This window comes from Pseudoalteromonas sp. Isolate3, from assembly GCF_022398505.1.
Taxonomy (GTDB): domain Bacteria; phylum Pseudomonadota; class Gammaproteobacteria; order Enterobacterales; family Alteromonadaceae; genus Pseudoalteromonas; species Pseudoalteromonas apostichopi.
In genome coordinates this window covers 1-16,213 of record NZ_JAKEVN010000025.1, presented here as the reverse complement: position 1 = coordinate 16,213, position 16,213 = coordinate 1, and the positions used below count along the sequence as shown (strand labels likewise).

The window sequence follows — 16,213 nt, the reverse complement described above, 5'->3', positions numbered from 1 at the left end:
CACTCTTGCGAAAAAGCGCTTAGGTATTGCAAGTCCATCCATCAATACCCCATGGCAACGCGCCCATTGTGCGCCTTTTTACTGATTTTGTCAGTACCTGTTAAGAACAATATAGTGCGCTTAGTTATATCAATAGCCTTGGGAGATAGCGTTAAACAAGTTAACATGGCTAATTCGCAGTAAGAGACCTATCATTACCTGAAAAGGGGATGACAGTGAGGGATCAGGATGACTACACCACTACACACTTCGTTGAATCAATACTTTGGCTTTAATGAGTTTCGCCAAGGTCAGCAACAAACCATTGAACAGTTATTAAATCAGCAATCGTCGTTGGCAATTTTTCCAACTGGATCAGGTAAATCTTTGTGCTATCAATTAACCGCATTGCACCTACCCAATTTGACCTTAGTGGTTTCGCCATTATTGGCGCTGATGAAAGACCAAATCAGCTTTTTAAATAGCAAAGGTATTTATGCGGCAAGCCTTGATTCAAGCCAAACCAGTGAGCAAAGTCATACGGTAATGAGTGATGTGCGAGCAGGGAAGGTGAAAATTCTAATGGTCTCAGTTGAGCGCTTTAAGAATGAACGTTTTCGTGAATTTATTAAACAAGTGCCTATTTCGATGCTGGTGGTTGATGAAGCGCACTGTATATCTGAATGGGGTCACAACTTTAGGCCTGACTACTTAAAGCTGCCGCGCTATCGTGAAGAGCTTAATATTCCATTGGTACTGCTACTTACCGCTACCGCCACTAAAAAAGTAAAGCGTGATATGTGTGAGCGTTTTGCTATTGCCCCAGAATGTGTAGTACAAACTGGCTTTTACCGAAGCAACCTCGATTTATCAGTGCTTAGTGTTGCAAGCCAAGAAAAATCTCAGCAATTAGCAAGTATCATAGCCAGCCAACAAGGGGCTGGAATTGTTTATGTCACCTTACAACATACCGCTGAGCAAGTGGCCGAAGGTTTGGCTAGAGCGGGCTTTAATGCGGTGGCTTATCATGCAGGCCTTGAGGATAATAAACGCTGGCAAATTCAAGATGATTTTATGGCGGGTAAAATCAATATAGTCGTGGCAACCATTGCTTTTGGGATGGGCGTTGATAAGTCAGATATTCGTTTTGTGATCCACTATGATCTACCAAAATCGATTGAAAACTATAGTCAAGAAATTGGTCGCGCAGGACGAGATGGTGCCTCATCAAACTGTTTTACGCTAGCAAACTTAGATGGCTTAAATACCGTAGAAAACTTTGTTTATGCTGACACTCCCGAGCAAAGTGGTATTGAATATGTCATTAATAACATTCGCAACGAGCAAACAAACAACCAATGGGAAATGCAAGAGTACAGCTTATCAAGCGAAAGTAATATTCGTGCTTTGGCGTTAAAAACCTTACTTGTGCAGTTAGAAATCCAAGGGGCTATTACACCTTTATATGCCTATTACGCCGATTTTAAATATAAGTTTTTAACGGATAAAAATGAGCTGCTTAGCCAGTTTGATGCTGATCGACAAGCCTTCTTACAACACGTATTTAAACACACCGAGTTTAAGAAAATTTGGGGCACACTTAATTTTGATGCGCTAACAAGCGCTACTCAAGTTGACAGAAAACGTGTGGTTGCAGCGCTCGATTATTTAGCAGAAAAAGGCCATATAGCACTTGAAACTAAACGTATCACGCAAGTGTATGAAGTTAATAACTCGGTAATAAACCACGCTGATTTAGCGCAGCAACTTCACCAATACTTTATCGAAAAAGAACAGGCCGAAATTAAACGTATCGCCACTTTAGTACGCTTTTTTGAGCTAGATAGCTGCTTAAGTTATAACTTAGCCCGCTATTTTGATGACCAAAATGCACCACAGCAATGTGGTCATTGCTCAGTATGTAGAGGCCAGCACGTAAAACTCAGTTATTCATTAGTGCACAAAATGCCTGAGCAAAATGTGATTGGCAGTAAAGTTGCTGAGCTTAAACGGCACTTAGCCGCTAAAGGGATTGGTGATGTCAGCATCGACACGCAGTGCCGATTTTTAGCGGGCATGAGCGTGCCTTTATTTACTCGTAACAAAGTTAGACAGCTATCAGGCTTTGGCCTTTGCGAACAGCAGCGATACAGTGACATTAAAGCCCTGCTACAGCAGTTGTAGCAGGGTTTTAAATTGTCAGCACATCTTCCTTGGGTTGTGCAATTATGTTTATGTGTACTGTTTTAAATTCGTCAGAGAGGGTCTTTGAAACATTGTTCACCAAGTGTTTCTTAGAAGATAGCAAAGTTTAAAAAAGCTTCATTTTAGCAATAGATACAGGATTGGTGGTTTGTTTATCAATCAGTCCTGTGAACAAAGAAGATCATAAGTAAGATGCATTTATATGCTCAAAAGGCTTATAAAGACATATTACAGTTGTGTTTTTACTTCCTCCAAAAGGTACGCGTAAAAAGAGCAAAAACAGTAAAGTATTCCAAACGACCGACAAGCATCGCGCCGGTTAATATCCATGTTCCTGTGTCTGAAACTGGCGCAAAGTTAGCGCCTACTTCACCAAACCCCGGTCCGAGAACATTGACACATGCTGCAACTGCAGAAAATGCACTCCAAAAATCCAGCCCAGTAAACATCAGCAATAATGTAAACAGCATGCTTGATCCTGCGGCAAAGGTCATAAATGCCATAACGGCATGAAGTACGTCATCTTTTACAGGGCTGCCTTGGTACTTAATGGTGAATATAGCGCGGGGGTGAAGAAGTTGTTTAAAGTTATAGTTGAGCATTTTAACCACAAGAATGTTTCTGATGATTTTATTTCCGCCAGCTGTTGAGCCCGCGCATCCACCTAAGTAGCCGGTGATGATAAGTAAAAATCCGACAGCTTCTGGCCATTCAGTAAAATTTGCAGCACCAAACCCTGTGCTGGTTATAAACGACACGATATGAAAGGCTGAAAAACTTAATGACTCAAAAATAGAGGAGTAGGTATTGTGACTGTATAAAATAACGCCCGACAACGCTGAAAGGGCAGTAATGATGTATATAAAATAACGAGTTTCTTCATCAGCATAGTAACTACCGAGCGCTCGTTTGTGGACGACTCTAAAGTGCAGGGCAAAATTAATAGCTCCTGCAATCATAAATAAGTTGGCGATCCATAAAATTAAATGACTTTTGTAAAACCACATACTGGCATCGTGGGTTGAGAATCCTCCCGTTGAAACGGTTGTTAGCGCATGAGCGATTGCATCATAAAAGGTCATGCCTGCAAAATAGTAAGAGACAGTACATAACACGGTTATGCTTAAGTATACACTCCATAGGTAATGCGCCGTGTTTGCAATACGAGGAGATAGCTTTTCATCTTTAATTGGCCCAGGTGTTTCGGCTTTTAAGAGTTTCATCCCACCTATATTAAGCATAGGTAGAATAGCCACAACGAAAATTACAATGCCGAGCCCTCCCATCCATTGTAAAAACTGGCGGTATAATAAAAATGTACGAGGTAAATCATCCAAGCCAGACAGTATTGTAGCGCCGGTGGTTGTTAATGCGCTTATCGACTCAAAGATGCCGTCTGTAAAGGTCACTTTGGTGACTAAAATGATTGGAATTGCTCCTAAAAAGCCAGCAATCAACCAGGTGGCTGTCGCATAAATCAGTGCATCCCTAAAGTTGGCAAGTGATGAATCAACATGCTGGGTTTTTAACAGTATGACACTTGCTGTAAAAAGCATTATTGACGCAGGTAATAGGAATGACACAGATACATTATCTTTAAATAAAAATGCCGATAAAGCTGCAAATATCAACTGCACTATGCTCATCCACAAAATAGGGAAAGCGAGTAATCGAAATGTGATTTTCCAATTGATCATATGTTTACTGATTTAATGAACGGCTATTAAACCAGCATGTTATTCAAGTAGGAGCCGATGTCTTTAGAGAGAGTGAAAGCTTTATAAAGATTTTATGCCGAGATAAAAAAACTTTATAAAAACTTTATAGTGACAAAATTGAAAACCCTTTAATCTAATAGGGACAAAAAATAAGTGAAAAAATGATGCAGTCAGTATTCAAAATACAGTATTTAAAAGCCGCATTTTTAAGTGTGTTAATGCCACTTGTGGTGGTGCTCGCGATATTTCCGTTTCGAGAACTGTTTACAACCACCGATATTGTCATGCTACAGCTTCTTTGGGTGACATGGGTTGCGGTTCAAAGTAATCGCCGTGTTGCAGCACTTACCACCTTAGTAAGTGTTGCCTGCACGGACTGGTTTTATGTGGTGCCGTATTTTACTTTTCATATCGAAAATATTGAATATGTGGTTACCTTTTTGGTGATGTTGATTGTGGGTTTAGTGATAAGCCACCTTGCAGGGGAGCTCAATACCAAGGTTCGCGATGTGCAAGCCCATGCAAGTAATAGTCGCTTGCTGTATGAATTAGCTAAAAAACTCAATGAGCTCGACAGCCTTGAGGAACAAAAGCAGCTGTTTTTAAAAACCATGGCTGCGCATTTAGGGGTTGCGTGTGATTGGCAGTTAATAGCATCTAAGCAGTTTATTTATTTAAATGAACATCAAGCTGAATTTGGCGGTATCGCGTTTGCTAAAGCACTCAATGCTGAGCAACACGCTTTGGCAAATACGGCGTGCTCTTTATTGTATCAGGTTCAGGAAAAAACCTTACTTCGTGAACAATCTGCGGCGATTAAAGTACAGGCGGAGCTAGAAAGGTCAAAAAACACCTTATTGCGTAGTTTATCTCACGACTTACGAACGCCATTAGCGACCATAATGGGGGCATCGAGCATGTTGGCTGATGATGATATTCAACTAAGCTCAGAGGTTATCAAAGAGCAAGCAGCTAATATTTATGAGCAAAGTAAAATTCTTAACCAGCACTTTGATAAAGTAATGGAGCTCAGTAAAGTTAATAAGTTAGCTGAGAATATAAAATGGCAAAAACTGCCCATTTTGACCTTAATTAGCGAAGCTAAATCACGCCGTCAGCAACAACTAGAAAACTTTAAACTTCGCATCGAGGCTCAGCAACAAAGCATCTGTTTTGGGGATGAAACCTTACTAGAAATTGCCTTGGCTAATATGCTCGAGAACGCTGCTCGCTACGGTGATGGTTCGGCAAGCATACAATTTATTGAAACGGAAAATGAGTACCAAATTGTGTTAACCAATTCTTTTGATAATAAGTATGAGACGAGTCAAGATGAAGGGGTTGGCTTAGGTAGTGTGATCTGCGATGTGGTTGCTAAATGTCACCAAGGATGTTTTGAATTAACCCTCAATGAGCAAACAAAGCAGGCAACAGCTATATTAATTTGGAGTAACCGCCGTGGCTAACATTTTGGTTTTAGAGGATTCACCACCTCTGCAAAGTTTTTTAAAAACATTGTTAAAAGCTAGTAATTATGAGGTTAGTGTATGCGCCAAAGGGCTTGATGCGTTTTCGCTTTTAAGCCAGCAGCAGTTTGATTTAGTATTGCTTGATTTAGGCTTGCTCGATATGGATGGGCAAGATTGGCTGGTAGAATTTAGGCTGTGGAGTTTGCTACCTGTGCTAGTACTTTCTGCACGTGACGGTGAAACAGAAAAAGTCACCGCCCTTGATAACGGCGCTAATGATTATCTGACCAAACCATTTAGTGCAAACGAACTGTTAGCTAGGATACGGGTACTTCTACGCACGCAAATAACACCAAGCCTGACCCTTAAGTGTGGTGATATTCATATAGACCCACATAAGCATGTGGTCCGCAAAGGCGATGAAGAAGTAAAATTAACTAAAAAAGAATACGCTATTTTGCTGTTATTTTTTCAGCAAAAAGACAAGGTGTTAACGCATAACGCCATTTTATCTGAGGTGTGGGGAGAGCAGTATATTAATCGCCCTGAATATGTACGTGTTCATATTGGTCAGTTAAGACAAAAGCTAGAAAAAAATGCAGCGAGCCCTAAACATATTTTAACCGAGCCTGCTGTAGGTTACCGCTTAGTTGAATAAATTATCTCTTTACATCCCTTTAAGTTGAGTTTGTAACTCTACTTAGGTAATGTTTTAGGAAATAACAATAATAAAGTGGAAGTCTATTCATTGGTTATGTATCAAAATACTGGGCAAGGAATCAGTTCATTGTCTAATACACAGCTCGAAGACGTTATCGGAGAAATCGAGCAAGCCATTGAATGGCATCAATCTTGGTATAGAAACTTATTAAGGAGCTTAATTGCAGATATACCCGCAGATGATCAAGACTTAAGCGATAATGCTCATAATCTTTGTCGCTTTGGGCAATGGTTCAATAAACTTCCTGAGCAGACCCTAAACCTTCATCCTTATTTTTCAGAAATCGCTTCAGCGCATCAAAAAATGCATCAAGGAGCCAAAGTCCTATCATCGTTAAAAGAGTCTAATTCAGCTATTCCTGTGAATTTATTGGACCAATTTCATACTGATTTAGATAGTTTGCGAGATTATTTTGAAGCTATCAATGATGAGCTTTATGAACTGTTACACACCCGCGACCCTTTAACCGGTGCTACAAACCGAGCAAACTTAGTTGAAAACCTACAAAAAGAGCAGGAACTTTGTAAACGTAAATCTTTGAGCTGTGCGCTAATAATGATCGACCTTGATCACTTTAAGCGTGTGAATGATGAGTTTGGCCATGGCGCGGGTGATAAAGTGTTAATAGCGCTTGTTAAATGCATTAAATCCCACTTAAGAGAGTACGATCAATTGTATCGCTATGGCGGCGAAGAGTTTTTAGTATGCTTACCACACACAGAGCTTGAAGGTGCCAAGTCCTTTTCTGAGCGACTGCGAGCAGCCGTTGCAACTTTAAAAATCGAAATTGGCAATGATAAACACATTAATGTAACTGGCTCATTTGGTGTCGCGCTAATAAATGCCAATGATGATATCGAAACTGCAATCGAAAGGGCTGACCAAGCCATGTATCAGGCTAAAAAGTCAGGCCGTAATCGAGTTTGTACGGTTTAAATTAACCTTTGACACCGGTGAATGCTTTTATTAAGCCTGCTTGATAAAAAGGATAAACGCTCGTAAAGCCCGACGCGGCGATAATTTTTTCAATGACTTGAGTTTCTCTTAGCGCAACGTCATTCTCATAAGCCTGTTTTACTTTTTCAATTTGTTTAGGGCTGACTGCGGCTGATGACATAACACTTAACCAGTGACTAAGCTGCTCTGGGTAAGTTTCGGCACTTTGATTGGCGCTTAAGTCTGCACTGATCAGTAACCCACCAGTTTTTAAACGTTTATGTATATCAGCAAAAAATGCCACCCGTTTTGGCTCATCAACAATAAACTGCGACACTAATACGGCTGTTGCTGCATCAAAGGGTATTAAGTTTTTGAGTGAACTTAGATAACCATTATGAAACTGGCATCGTTGTGCTAGCCCTGCTTGCGTTAAGTTGTGTTTGCATACTTTGAGCATCTCAGTCGAGGGTTCGACAGCGGTGAAGCGAAATGCTGGGAATGCCTGTGCTAAATGCAAAATTTCATTTCCGGTACCTGCTCCAACGCAGAGAATATGCGCATTGCTTGGCAGTTTGCAGAATAAAGGCGACATCATAAAATACAAGGCTTGGCTAATAGGTGCCATGTTTTGCCACTGTGAATCGTAATTAGCTGCTTGTTGATCAAATAAGGCGGTGACTTCGTGTTGTTGCATAGTAAAAAACCAATAGGTAACTTTTAGTGTTACAGAAGTGGTTAGCTTACTTTGTTTTAGGTAACTTTAAAAGTTTCTTAATGAGAAATTCAAGTGAAATGGTGATTTAAAGCATACCAATTCACTTAATTTTTAGGTTGAATGTGAGACTGAGCTATATCGCCAACAGTGTTTCGACTATGAAACGATAATAGCTTTGAAAATTCAAAATCAGTAAGTTTAATGTCGTTATTCGATGTCCAGGTAACTTTGTAGCTGTTGTTACTTGGGTGCCCGTCTAGTGATAGCAAGATAGTTTGGTCGCTTGGTTGCGCTACGCGACTGATAGATATCAGTGTTTCATAGTTTGTTGTAGCACCACAGTTTATGACTGATACCACGGCTTGTTTATCTTTATCTGGTGATAAGAACACCTCATATTGCTCTTCACCACACCAGTTTGGTGTGATAGATGAAATACCCCAAATAAGTAACGCTAGAGTGCTAAACCCCCAAAAAATAGCAGCACCAACATGCCAAAGTATTTTTAGTGCTTTACTCATGCTCATCCTTTAGTTTTGATTATTAGGCTTTAATAATGAAAAGAGATGCGCATTAAAGAATTGCTCATGCTTGAACATCGCATTTTTTAAAATGGCATCTTGCTCGAACCCTAGCTTTTGCAATAACTTCATTGAAGCGAGGTTATCTTCGCACACATAGGCAAACACTCTGGTGATATTGGTTTTAGTAAAAACAGTATCAAGTAGTATAGATGTTGCTTTTGTAGTAATCCCTTGTTGCCAATACTTTTTTGCCAGCCAGTAACCTAACTCACCTGAGCGATTGAACTCAAACTCGCCGGCTAATACGCTCACACAGCCAATAAGTGTGTTGTTAAATATAATCGCTTTAACGAGTTCACCTTGGCTACCTTCATTTATCCACCATAAGGCATCCTCTTCAGTATATGGAGAAGGGATTTTAGTTGATAGATATTGAGTTACATCTTTATCGTTAAGTATAGCGATAAGCTGCTCGGTATCTGACTCTATAAAATTTCGTAGCGTGATCACAACTATCCTTGTAATGCTATTAAAGCGAAAGGTGCAAAGGCACTATAACGTACCTTTGTCTATTATCATCCGTATTTTTCTTCTAACTCATTGGCTGTATGATAGCTTTCATGTGTTTTGAGCTGTTCTAGATAACGCGATAATTCTGGGAAGTGTGTTAGCACGCCAGATTCGGCGACTTTTTCAATAACAAAAGACATCATAAAGTCAGCGCCAGTCAACGTCTCACCAACAAGGTATTGCTTGCCTTTTAATTGCTGATTTACATAGCTCAAAATTTTGCCAATTTCATGGTCAGCATAATCAGCTATAAAGTTAGTTTTACAACCATCTTTAGTGATAAACAGTTTTAGTAATAAAGGCACCATAGCTGAACTTTCTGCAAAGTGAAGCCATTGCTGATAACTAAAATACTCATCAGACTTTGGGGCTGGCATATATTTACCTTCACCATAAGTAGTAATTAGATAATCAGTAATAGCCCCTGATTCGGTAATTATCTTTTTGCCATCTTCAAGCACCGGCGCTTTACCTAGCGGGTGAATCTCTTTTAGTTCATCAGGTGCAAGGAATGTCTCTGGGTTACGTTGATAAGCAACAATATCGTAATCGACACCTAGCTCTTCTAGTAGCCAAATAATACGTTTTGAACGTGATTTATTTAAGTGGTGAAGTTTTATCATAAGTAATCCTTTTAAGTTGCGCTGCTCTGCAGCGCTAAGTATTTAATAAAGTTATAAAGGTTGCTGCACTTGAACAACTGTTTTGCCGAAATTTTCACCATTTAACATCGCGTTGAAGGCATTTAAAGTATTTGTAAAATCTGGCTCCATGTGTTCTTTATATTTGATCTTTCCTTCACTAAGCCATGCTTGCATGTCTTTGGCAAACTCTGCGTAGCGGTGGCCGTAATCATCAAAAACAATAAAGCCCTGTACTTTAATACGCTTAGTTAGTATTTGCCCCATTAACATTGATAAACGGTCTGGACCTGGAGGTAACTCAGTTGCGTTATACTGTGATACCAAGCCGCAAAGAGGGATTCGTGCTTTAGTATTTAACAGCGGTAAAACAGCATCGAATACATGACCACCCACATTTTCATAGTAAACATCAATGCCGTTATCACATGCTTTGCTTAACTGTTCACTAAAATCATTGGCTTTATGATCAATGCAGTAGTCAAAACCTAAGTTCTCAACGGCGTGTCGACACTTTTCCTTACCACCTGCAACACCAACAACTTTGCAGCCTTTGATTTTTGCTATTTGTCCAACGGTTGCACCTACTGGTCCTGTTGCTGCCGCGACAACAACAGTTTCTCCAGCTTTTGGCTCGCCAATATCAAGCAGCCCCATGTAAGCCGTAAAACCTGGCATTCCTAAAATGCCAAGTGCATATGATGGGTTACTGGGGGCCTCACCAAGTTTCATTAGACCTTCAGTGTTACTAATTGCTCTACCTGACACACGGTTGCCCCGACCATCACATCGCCAATTTTTACAGGGTCGGCGTAAGATTTTGCGTCACTCATTCGACCCCTCATATAAGGGTCAAGAGATAAATATATGGTCCTTAACAGAACCTCACCCTTTTCAGGGGCTGGAATGGAGGTTGTTTTTAAGTGAATATTACTTTCGTTTGCTTGCCCATTTGGGCGGGAGGCTAGAATAAATTGACGATTTTGAACATCAGACATACTTGGCTCCTACTGCCAGGTGTAAAAAGAGGTTTACTAATGTTGTGAGGACAAAGGAACAAAATTCAACAATGAAATTGTAACTATATAAATAATGACAATCCCTCAGCTGCAATAATCAGTTTTGCACGGGAATTAGGAACGGTGTATGCTAAATTTAGTTGAAGCTCATTAAAGGATTGATATGAAGCGTACTTTACTATTTTTTTCAGCGCTTTTTGCAACCAGTACTCAAGCAAATACTGATGTGTTGTCAGTGGATCCAGTGATGCTCTCTGGCAGTGCTTTTTCATTTGAGAATGATGCCAAGCGTTATCCTAAACAGAGTCAATTTAGCATTGTCCATAGTGTATTAATGAGCAGTGAAAGTGGTCGCCGTTTAGCTGTTGTGACTATTGAAAATAAAGCATCAGGCTCGCGTATTTTACAGGCCGACCATATTATGGCGTTGTTTGCTGATGGGCGTCGTGTACACCCTCTGAGTTTTGACGAAGGTATTAAGTTAGATGATGGCGAAAAACGCTCATTGACCTTATCTTTTGGTGAAAACGAATACCCGATTTTAGCGGTTTACACGAGTTTAAATGAGTAAAAGGATGGCCCATGAAATTACTTAAGCCACTGGCTATTACATTACTATTAAGCTCACCTTTAACCTTTGCTGTTGATAGCCAAGATTTTGTTAAAGATAACGTTTTCACGCAAGGCGTTGAAGGACCGACTATGCATAACGGTGCCTTATATGCGGTGAACTATGCTCAGCAAGGAACTATTGGCCGCGTAGACAATATGGGCAAAACTTCGTTATTTGTTCGCTTGCCAAATGATAGCATTGGCAATGGCCTACAGTTTGACTCACACGGTAATTTGTTTATTGCCGATTATGTTAACCACAATATTTTAAAAGTACCTGCAGGCAGCAATAAAGCAGAAGTCTTCGCTCATAATAGCAACATGAATCAACCCAATGACATTGCTATCACCAAAACTGGGGTGCTGTTTGCAAGTGACCCTAATTGGGCGAACGAAACGGGTCAATTGTGGCGTATTAATGCTGATGGCAGCACTAAATTGCTTGAGGAAAACATGGGTACCACTAATGGAGTTGCTGTTAACAAGGAAAACACTAAGCTTTATGTGAATGAGAGTGTGCAGCGAGTTGTTTGGCAATATGACTTGGATGAGAACCTAAACATAAGTAATAAAAAAGTTTTGATTAAGTTTACTGATCATGGCTTGGATGGTATGCGTGTTAATAATCAAGGACATGTGTTTATTACTCGTTACGGTGCTGGAAAGGTGCTTGAAGTCTCGCCTACCGGCAAGGTGTTAAATAGCTATAAGTTAAAGGGTCAGCATCCAACTAATTTGGCCTTCGACGATATGCAAAGCAGAGTGTATGTCACCATGCAAAAACGTGGTGCAATAGAAGTGATTGAGCTTTAGCCTTGCTTTGCTCGCGCAATAGCGGCGGTGATTGCCGCCTTTGCTTGCGGGCTATTCTGCCAACAACTTGAATGTAGCATTGACGCTACTCGCTCAGCAATGGTGTTTTCATCAAACCCAGCTAACTCCTTAAACGATTCAATGCCAATTTCTTCAAAACGTTTTAGAACCGTAGGCCCAACACCTTTAAGTGCTAAAAGCGCGCTGCGTTCTTGCTCGTTAAATGGCATGTTTTTGTTCCTTGTTAGTGGAGTCTATAAAATGATGAGGGTTATCTAATCCTAGAAAAACAGTGTCGATATCATTCTGGGGCTCTTTAAGTGTGATTTTAATATTTGGATAGCCAGAGTAATTATAGCGTTTGATTGTTCGAGCGCGTGCAATGAAACCGGTATTTAAATCAATAGTTTTGATATTTGCTAAAGCAATATTGTATGCAGGATATAGCCCATAGCGAATAATGAGTTGCGATTTACTAATAGAAACAGGACGCCTTGCAACCGAACGGTACTCTGCAGTAAAGAATAAAAGGCTAAAAATAGTTAAACCAGTGATAATGTTTGCTGCTGATGGTGACCATATAAAGTGCAAAAAGAAGTGCATCATTGGCAACTCTAATAAGATTATAAAAATAAAGCCAAGTAAGTTAGCTTGTGATCCATCTTTTTTATGGTAACTAAAATGTTGTTCACCAGTGAAATAGCTTGGTTTAATGTGTTTAGCGTAAAATAAGAAAGCCCACATCCGTGTTTCGAAACATAAAAAGTTTGCAATTGCGTTTTGTTTGAAAAGCTTGTTAATTGGCCTTGCTATAGCTATATCTGGATCGGTCTGCTGGCTTAAAGCGGACTTTATTGCCAGATACACAGTTATGAGAGCGCTGAGCTCTAAAATTACAATCAAAGCTAAAAGCCCATAACGAGCATGCTCTAAGTAATTCATTAAAAACTTGTTTTGTTCGGGAATGATGTAACTCCCGATTAAAATAGCGAGTGAGCACAATACCACTGCTTTTAAAGCCGCTTCTTTCTTATTTTTAATTAATATTAAGCAAAGTACAGGTAATACTATCAGTGCATCTAGTAGGTATAACCATTCAAAGTTTGCATTCCCAAAGTCATTCAGTGGATGATTTCCTTGGTAATAAATGCCCCAAAAAAGACTAATACTAATTAGAAAAATAAATGGAATTTTTGACTTTATTGATTTGAGCATAGCATCTTCCTTGTAGCTTCTGTCGCTCATATCTTAAACAACAATTTGTTCGTTGTCCCTTTTTATTCTTAAAGTAGTTATTACTTGAAATAAAAAAGCGCACCGGGCAGGGTGCGCTTGAGGGGATCAATCCTGTGTAGCTAAAACAGTAGGATTAATTAAAAACTTGGAGCATATCTCAGAGAAACACCCACTGAGCGACCAATCACACTATAATCACTCACGGTGTTAAAGTGGTTTGCGCCTACCTCAGGTGTTGGCGGTTCACGGTCTAATAAGTTATCGACACCAAAGTTAACAGCAAGTTCCTCATTAACTTGCCATGCAGCGGCAAAATCTAAGTAATTTTGTGCCGAGATTGTTTCTGAACGGTCGACAGCATACTCTACTTCACCGATTCTGCGCCAGCCTAGTTGGAAGTTCATGTTATCTAACTGCCAATCAATGCTTGCGCGGTGTTTATAGTCGGCTTGTAAGATACTCGCAAAGTCACCTGAACAGGCGCTGCCATAGGTTCCTTTACAGTCTACTTCGGCTACAGTGCTGTTGTTTTGGCGTGTTTGTTTAGTAACAAAGTTACCTTGGTAAGAGAATCTAAAGCGACCACCCATTTGCTCTGGCGCATCAATCACATAATTTGCTGCAACATCGATACCTTCTTGTTCGATTGCAGCTAAGTTAAAGTCATTAACGATGGCTGTGCTAATAAAACCAGTGTTTGGATCACGAAGTACCGCACCACACAATGGGTTATTCGGATTTGGATCGTCAACATAACAGCTCTGTAGTGCAGCACCAGGCTGAATTTGGCTTACTGCATCTGTTACGCGAATACTGTAGTAATCGAGTGATAAATCAAAGCCTTCTAAATAGCTAGGTGTATAAACAATACCCAAGGTGTCTGATTCGGCTTGCTCAGGTTTAATATTCGGGTTACCACCATAGGTATATTCTGCCGTGCTTGAATCAAACTCAGTGCCAACAGGTGGTGCACCAAACGCAGCACACTGGGTTGCATCTCCGGTACCTAGTAAACATGGATCGCCGTTATAACGCCCTGCTAGTCTTGGTACAAATTGATCGCTGTTTTGATCGAATAACGATAACGAAAGAGCTGTAATTGGGCTGGCAAACTCACCTAAGTTCGGCGCTCTAAATGCGGTTAAGCGGTTTGCTCGAATACGAATGTCACTGTTAATCGCCCAGTTGATCCCTAACTTGTAAGTATCTTCAGCTTCGGTATTTGAGTAATCAGAAATACGGTATGCACCTTCAAAGCTAAGCTCTTCGGCAAATGGTTGATCAACCAAAATTGGCACCAATACCTCAGCGTAGAACTCTTCTGAGCTAAAACTTGCATCCATATCAAATGCGCTAATAGAAGCAAAGCTAGTACCATTTCTGAATGCATCGCCCGGTGTTTGTTTACCGGTTTCTTTACGGTATTCATAACCGACTGCAAAGTCGATAGCACCAGCAGGTAACTCAAATAAGAACCCAGAATCACCCGATAACGTTGCTGAGATTACGCTTTGTGTACGGTCGCGGGTGGTATAAAGCAGCGGATCACTAAAGCCACTGAAGTCGTGGTTGGGATCAAAAATATCTACAGAGTTTGCAAGGGCAGCAAAGCGGCTATTACCACTGTTATCATTACGGTAAGCGTTATTGTAAATGGTTGCTACTTCGTCAGTTTTTCCGTACTGACCATATATGTCATAGTATAGGTAGTCAGTAATATCGCCTTTTAGACCCAGCTGAAATTGCATTGAATCACGCACAGCTTCGGTGTGTTGTACACCTAAGCCTAAGTTGCGCTCAACATTAACAAGGGCATTACCTTCACTGTCAAACGTTAGTTGATCACGTAATTCATCAGGAATATATGCATTGTCTTGGGTTAGGGTTACTTGCTCGTTAACAAAAATTGGGGTTTGGCCACTTGCGCCAGCACCATTAACGGTAACTTTAGAGTACATTGCGCGACCATAGGCAATGGCACTGTCGCTGACATCAACGTCGAATAATAAACCCGCAGAAAAACGGTCCATCGGTTGAGTTAAATAACGATCAGGAGTGAAATCAGCTGTTGGGCGCTCACTTGTTACAGCACCTGAATCTGCAATACCGATACTGTTGCCAGATGCAACGTCAGTATAATAACCACCGCTGTTTATCATCGCCGTTGAGTTTTCAAGTGCATAGTCACGTTCACCGGCTAATAGCTCTTTTCGTTCGGTATAGCCAATGTAGCCTGTTACATGACCACGGCCATCGGCGATATCACCGCCAAAAATAGCCTCGAAGTTAAGCTTTTCGTTACCGCCGTCGGCACTTTCATAGCTAGTTGAGAACTCGGCGCCAGTAAAATCATCGTCTAGAACAAAGTTAACAACACCGGCTACGGCATCAGCACCATAAACCGCTGCTGCACCACCTGTTAAGACATCAACGCGTTTAATTAACCCGGCAGGGATGGTATTTACGTCAACCGAATTACGAAAACTAAATGGTACGGCGCGAGTGCCGTCAATAAGTACCAATGTACGGTTTTGGCCAAGACCGCGTAAATCTATGGTTGATGAGCCAAATGAGTCACCGACTGTGGCACCTGTGCTGTTTGCACCTGCTGCAGCTTGTGGCAATTTTGCTGTAATATCTTCAACGTTTACAGCACGGTCTAGATGAATTTGTGCTTCATCAACGCTAACCACTGGGCTACTTGAGACCAGCTCGGTACGTTGAATACGTGAACCTGTAACTGTGATCACTTCAGGTTTTTTCGCCTCTGTGGCTTCTTCTGCGTGGGCATAACTTATTACTGAACTTACAGCGAGAGCTAAAGGTGAGAGCAGCAATAGTGAGCGATGCCCTGTAGATGTATTTGCTTTCATGATGATTCCCTTGCGTTTTATCATTTAAATCAACGCAGGTTAGTGTGTGACCTAGACCATTTAGTTAATTTAATGAGTCATACTTTTTGTTATGATGCTTCTGTGTTCTCCTTTTGGGGAGCTCACCGGTACAGTTTTAAAGCAATTTAAAAGTCTTTGCAATAATTATTCTTTAAATC

At 40.6% G+C, this 16,213-nt stretch carries 14 protein-coding genes and 1 pseudogene; 6 read left to right on the top strand and 9 right to left on the bottom strand.

Features of this window, described 5'->3' with window-relative positions; all coding sequences use genetic code 11:
* Positions 1-228: 228 nt before the first annotated feature.
* On the top strand, positions 229-2,163 hold the full coding sequence (locus L1D46_RS07550; protein ID WP_130052924.1) for a RecQ family ATP-dependent DNA helicase: 1,935 nt from the start codon (positions 229-231) through the stop codon (positions 2,161-2,163).
* 263 nt (positions 2,164-2,426) lie between these two features.
* Here the strand turns inward: L1D46_RS07550 and L1D46_RS07545 are convergent, their stop codons facing one another.
* Positions 2,427-3,881 carry a potassium transporter TrkG gene (locus L1D46_RS07545; RefSeq protein ID WP_130052923.1) on the bottom strand — a complete coding sequence of 485 codons (1,455 nt, stop codon included), beginning with the start codon at positions 3,879-3,881 and terminating at the stop codon, positions 2,427-2,429.
* Positions 3,882-4,063: 182 nt separating this feature from the next.
* Between L1D46_RS07545 and L1D46_RS07540 the strand changes: the two genes are divergently transcribed.
* From L1D46_RS07540 to L1D46_RS07530, 3 genes are all read left to right on the top strand, one after another.
* Complete coding sequence (locus tag L1D46_RS07540) at positions 4,064-5,368, top strand: DUF4118 domain-containing protein (protein WP_239977214.1); 1,305 nt, start codon at positions 4,064-4,066, stop codon at positions 5,366-5,368.
* On the top strand, positions 5,361-6,029 hold the full coding sequence (locus L1D46_RS07535; RefSeq protein ID WP_130052922.1) for a response regulator transcription factor: 669 nt from the start codon (positions 5,361-5,363) through the stop codon (positions 6,027-6,029). Before L1D46_RS07540 ends, L1D46_RS07535 begins: the two co-directional genes overlap by 8 nt.
* Positions 6,030-6,158: 129 nt before the next feature.
* The gene (locus L1D46_RS07530; RefSeq protein ID WP_168990046.1) at positions 6,159-7,028 is read left to right on the top strand and encodes a diguanylate cyclase; all 870 of its coding nucleotides are present in this window, start codon (positions 6,159-6,161) and stop codon (positions 7,026-7,028) included.
* Between the two features lies 1 nt (position 7,029).
* Here L1D46_RS07530 and L1D46_RS07525 read toward each other — a convergent pair whose 3' ends face one another.
* The 5 genes and pseudogenes from L1D46_RS07525 to L1D46_RS07505 form a co-directional block, all read right to left on the bottom strand.
* The gene (locus tag L1D46_RS07525; RefSeq protein WP_130052920.1) at positions 7,030-7,725 is read right to left on the bottom strand and encodes a class I SAM-dependent methyltransferase; all 696 of its coding nucleotides are present in this window, start codon (positions 7,723-7,725) and stop codon (positions 7,030-7,032) included.
* A gap of 125 nt (positions 7,726-7,850) precedes the next feature.
* Positions 7,851-8,267 (bottom strand): hypothetical protein, encoded by a 417-nt coding sequence (locus L1D46_RS07520; RefSeq protein WP_130052919.1) that lies wholly within the window; start codon positions 8,265-8,267, stop codon positions 7,851-7,853.
* A gap of 9 nt (positions 8,268-8,276) precedes the next feature.
* Positions 8,277-8,780: a GNAT family N-acetyltransferase gene (locus L1D46_RS07515; RefSeq protein ID WP_130052918.1), complete on the bottom strand. Its 504-nt coding sequence runs from the start codon at positions 8,778-8,780 to the stop codon at positions 8,277-8,279.
* A 65-nt stretch (positions 8,781-8,845) separates the two neighbouring features.
* Positions 8,846-9,463 (bottom strand): glutathione S-transferase family protein, encoded by a 618-nt coding sequence (locus L1D46_RS07510; protein ID WP_130052917.1) that lies wholly within the window; start codon positions 9,461-9,463, stop codon positions 8,846-8,848.
* Between the two features lie 51 nt (positions 9,464-9,514).
* Positions 9,515-10,479, bottom strand: a pseudogene (locus L1D46_RS07505) (NADP-dependent oxidoreductase).
* A gap of 184 nt (positions 10,480-10,663) precedes the next feature.
* Here L1D46_RS07505 and L1D46_RS07500 point away from each other — a divergent pair.
* Positions 10,664-11,071 (top strand): hypothetical protein, encoded by a 408-nt coding sequence (locus L1D46_RS07500; RefSeq protein WP_130052915.1) that lies wholly within the window; start codon positions 10,664-10,666, stop codon positions 11,069-11,071.
* A gap of 11 nt (positions 11,072-11,082) precedes the next feature.
* On the top strand, positions 11,083-11,925 hold the full coding sequence (locus L1D46_RS07495; RefSeq protein WP_130052914.1) for an SMP-30/gluconolactonase/LRE family protein: 843 nt from the start codon (positions 11,083-11,085) through the stop codon (positions 11,923-11,925).
* On the opposite strand, the gene L1D46_RS07490 is transcribed toward L1D46_RS07495, so the two are convergent.
* The 3 genes from L1D46_RS07490 to L1D46_RS07480 form a co-directional block, all read right to left on the bottom strand.
* Positions 11,922-12,155 (bottom strand): helix-hairpin-helix domain-containing protein, encoded by a 234-nt coding sequence (locus tag L1D46_RS07490; protein WP_130052913.1) that lies wholly within the window; start codon positions 12,153-12,155, stop codon positions 11,922-11,924. The two genes, L1D46_RS07495 and L1D46_RS07490, sit on opposite strands and share 4 nt — an antisense overlap.
* Positions 12,145-13,140: a hypothetical protein gene (locus L1D46_RS07485; RefSeq protein WP_130052912.1), complete on the bottom strand. Its 996-nt coding sequence runs from the start codon at positions 13,138-13,140 to the stop codon at positions 12,145-12,147. Before L1D46_RS07485 ends, L1D46_RS07490 begins: the two co-directional genes overlap by 11 nt.
* Positions 13,141-13,298: 158 nt before the next feature.
* Positions 13,299-16,034 carry a TonB-dependent receptor gene (locus L1D46_RS07480; RefSeq protein ID WP_130052911.1) on the bottom strand — a complete coding sequence of 912 codons (2,736 nt, stop codon included), beginning with the start codon at positions 16,032-16,034 and terminating at the stop codon, positions 13,299-13,301.
* Positions 16,035-16,213 lie beyond the last annotated feature (179 nt).